This window comes from Ruegeria sp. HKCCD8929 (assembly GCF_013031405.1).
In the GTDB taxonomy this organism is placed as follows: domain Bacteria; phylum Pseudomonadota; class Alphaproteobacteria; order Rhodobacterales; family Rhodobacteraceae; genus Ruegeria.
Genome location: NZ_WPZY01000103.1, coordinates 1 through 3,664 on the forward strand (window position 1 = coordinate 1; position 3,664 = coordinate 3,664).

Genomic DNA, 3,664 nt, shown 5'->3' on the forward strand with positions numbered 1-3,664 from the left:
AAACGCGCACCGCTTGCATGGTCCTTCTGGCCGCAACCCTCAGTGTGCTGCATGTTCCCACAGCGGATGCAAGACTACTTTGCAACGGCGAAGAAGTCGATGGCTGGCACTTCTACTGCGAGCCGAAGCCCGCCCCGAAGAAAGAGACGGAACCGGAGCCTCAGCCTGAGCCGCAGGCGGCCGAGCCCGCCCAGCCGGAAGAACAAGCGGAAGAACTGACCGCCACGGAAGAGATCGAGGCGTTTCGCAAATACGCCGATGAACTCAAGCATCGCGCCATTCTCGATCCCACGCCCGAGAACGTTCAGGCCTATATGGAGGTCAACACCCAGATGGCGCAGATGGCGGCGCGGTTCTCGGCAGTCTGGCAGCGGGTTCTGTTCCAGACGCCGAGCCTCGATGCCAATGTGCGCCGGCCGCTCACCCAGATGGGCACCAACATCTTCCAGGATCAGCGCACCGCCGCCGAACAGGCCGCCCTGCGCCGCGCGGCCAGCGAAGCCGGTCTGCTCTTTGTCTATGACGATCCGGTCGATTGCCGTCTCTGCCTGGCACAGGCGCAGATCCTAGATACCGTCCAGAAAGAATACGGCGTTGAGGTTCTCGCTGTGTCAACCGATGGCAGCGCCATCGATTATTTCCCCGATGCGGTTGCCAATAACGGCCAGCTCGAGGCGCTCGGTCTGACCGAAACACCCCGCCCCTTCATTGCCATCGTCGATGTCACCTCCGGAGAGGTGCAGCTCCTGGGCGGTGGCCTGCTGACCGAGGACCAGATCCTCGATCGCGTCTACGTCATCCGCGAAGTGCCCTACGGCGCACGGTTCGAGTGAAAGGAGGAAGGTATGAAACAGATGATCCTCTGGTTTTGGAATGTCGGTGTTCTCAACAGGGAACTGATGTTCACGATGATGATCCTGGCTGCCATTCAGGCGGCGATCCTGACGGCGCTCACAATCTCCACCGGAAGCGACGACATGATTGCCGTGTGCAGTCGGGAAGACTGCGCCCTTCACCGCGTGGTGTTTCACGGCTTCATCAGTTTCTTTGGTTGGGTCTGGATACCGGTAGGCGCCGTTTTTGGAGCCCGGATCTGCTATGACAGCCACGCGTCCGGATCACACGGTGTCACCTATGCAACCCTGTTCGCGGCAATTTCGGTCACCGTCGCCGCCTGCGTGGTCGCTTACGGTGTATCTCTTTCTCTTCAACAAGCGCCCGTCCTGGCCATTCGGGAAATGGTCTTCGTTGGCGTTGTTTGGAAGGTCGCAGGTCTGTGTACCGTGCTGTGCTTCTTCGTCCTCTGCGTTTTAAAGGATGCGCTGTCTGGAGGCCTGACAAACGATGACCGGTTGGTGCCGTTTGTCTCGTTTGATGACTTCAAAGTAGCCAATGGTTCCAGCGAAAGGAAAACGTCATGAGACAGCCTCTCCGGTCCCGTTTTAAGCAGTCGTCGCCGAGTTCCAGAACCTACAGGTGGCTCTTCCTCCGCCAGTTGATTTGGGTTGTTCCCCTGAGCGGCCTGATCGCAGCCCTGCACCTGATCTACGGGGTCATGCGGAGGCTTGTGGATGAAGGTTTGACCTCCTGGGGCGAGATCCTTGCTTCTGGAGCCTGGCCTCTGATTGCCATGGAGTTTCTGGTTTGCGTCGGGGTGTTGCTGCTCATTTGTGGTTCGGACCGGTTCCTGAAATCCAAACGGGAGGTTCGCTCGGCCCCGAACATCGATGAGGTGTTCGCGACCAACACGGCCCCGCGCGCAGCGGATCGCCTGTCGGGCGTCAAGACAGACGCCGATTGGCATGTGTTTTTCAGGCCGTTGCGTTGGGTTGTCCCGATGAGCGGCTTGATTGCAGCCGCACACGCTATTTTTGGTCTGTTCCGGGCAATTGTGATGCAGGGTTGGGCATCGTGGGGAGAGATCATCACTCACAAGGCCTGGACTTTGTTTGCCGTGGAGGTCCTCGTGGCCGCCCTCACCCTGCTGCTCCTGTGTGATGCCATCCACTTCTTCAAATCGAAGCGGACCCGCCGGTCAATCGCCGGATCCGATGGAGGTTCGTCATGAGCTACTTCATCGGCGATACCCCCGTGGACCCCGCAACCGATGCCGGACAAGCCCGTCTTGCCTATGCCTACAAGGCGCGTGATCGGGTGCAGTGCGCCTGCCGCACGCCACGGCCGCTGATGTATATCGCCGCCGTCAATGGCCGGTTCATCGTCAAGCGCATGCCATCGACCGGGGATGAACACGCACCGGGCTGCGCTTCGTTTCTGCCACCCGAAGAGCTGTCAGGCCTCGCGCAGGTCCGGGGGGACGCAATCCGTGAGCAGACCGATGACGGCACCACCACGCTCAAGCTGGACTTCCCGCTGACGCTGAGCGGCACCCGGCCGGCACCGCCCGAACCGTCGGGCAAGAAGAAGACGGAAGCCAAGGCGCCGCCGAAGAAACTCCGGCTCACGGCCCTGCTGCACTACCTATGGCATGAGGCGGAGCTGGTGAAATGGGTGCCGGCAATGGAAGGCAAGCGCCACTGGCGCCTGATCCATCGCCTGCTGGTCAATGCGGTGCAGGGCAAGACGGCCAAGTCGAAGACGCTGTCGGACATTCTCTATGTGCCGGAACCCTGGCACGTGGACCGGATGCGGGATGCCGCCTCCCGGCGCCAGATCCTGTTCCGCGGGCTGAAGCGGGAAGGGCGCCGCACACCGCTGGGTCTGCTGGTCGCGGAATACAAGATCCACGAGCCGGCCCGGTTCGGGGCCCGGTTCCTGTTCAAGCAGATCCCCGATTGCCCGTTCTTTGCCGATCAGGAGCTGGTGGACCGGTTCGAGCGGATCTTCAGTGACGATCTCAGGCTGGCCGATATGGAGGCCGGCTCTCATGTGATGGCAATCGCCACCTTCAGTATCGCCAGGAAGGGCTACCCGGTGCTGCAGGAGATCGGTCTGATGCTGACCACCCGCAACTGGATCCCGTTCGAACATGCCCGGGAATGGGAGGTGATCGATGCGCTGACCAGCAGCAAACGCGCCTTCCTCAAATCCCTGCGCTTCAACCTCGATGGGGAAACGCCGATCGCATCGGCGGTGCTGACCGATCTGCCGGAACCGGTGTCGCTCTTCGTGGCCGATCCCAGCGCCGGCCCCGATGAGGTGGCCGATCTCCGGACCACGGCGGAAGAGGGGGCCTATGGCGCCTGGCTCTGGCTCGATGACGGGCCAATGCCGGCGCTGCCGGGCAGGGGAGGAAAACCCTCCCCGCTCACTGAGGCAACAGATGTTCCGGGGAGGGGCCGAGCGTCCGTCGGTTTACGCCCGGCGGATGCAAGTAAACCGGCAGTTGTCCAGGAGGGCAAGCCATGAGCGCGTCCATCAGGAAGAATTTACCGCATCGCCGGTTCACGGAAACCCGCCGGATCTCGATCCCGCGCGGACAGACTGTGCATCTGTCGGTGGGTTACGACCCGAAGAACCCGGCGCGGCCCCGCGAAGTGTTCTATAGCGGTGGCCTGAAATCCGGAAGCGACCTGGAGTATCACATGCAGGACATGTGCGTGCTGATCTCCCTGCTTCTTCAGCATGACATGGATCCCGCCGATATCGCCCGTTCGCTCTCGCGCCGCGAAGCGGAAACCGGCGGTGTGACCTATGCCAGCCT

Annotated in this window: 5 protein-coding genes; all 5 read left to right on the plus strand. The window is 61.5% G+C overall.

The window, feature by feature from the left end:
* Nucleotides 1-833, plus strand: an 833-nt coding sequence (locus tag GOX53_RS29005; RefSeq protein ID WP_217351995.1) for a conjugal transfer protein TraF, incomplete at its 5' end; no start/stop codon positions are given.
* Nucleotides 834-845: 12 nt separating this feature from the next.
* Nucleotides 846-1,421 carry a hypothetical protein gene (locus GOX53_RS29010; protein WP_171182351.1) on the plus strand — a complete coding sequence of 192 codons (576 nt, stop codon included), beginning with the start codon at nt 846-848 and terminating at the stop codon, nt 1,419-1,421.
* Nucleotides 1,418-2,068 carry a hypothetical protein gene (locus GOX53_RS29015; protein WP_171182352.1) on the plus strand — a complete coding sequence of 217 codons (651 nt, stop codon included), beginning with the start codon at nt 1,418-1,420 and terminating at the stop codon, nt 2,066-2,068. Before GOX53_RS29010 ends, GOX53_RS29015 begins: the two co-directional genes overlap by 4 nt.
* The gene (locus GOX53_RS29020) at nt 2,065-3,369 is read left to right on the plus strand and encodes a DUF1173 family protein (RefSeq protein ID WP_171182353.1); all 1,305 of its coding nucleotides are present in this window, start codon (nt 2,065-2,067) and stop codon (nt 3,367-3,369) included. The genes GOX53_RS29015 and GOX53_RS29020 overlap by 4 nt, the downstream gene beginning before the upstream one ends.
* Nucleotides 3,366-3,664: hypothetical protein (locus GOX53_RS29025; RefSeq protein WP_171182354.1), on the plus strand; the 299-nt coding region annotated here is incomplete at its 3' end. The genes GOX53_RS29020 and GOX53_RS29025, both read left to right, overlap by 4 nt.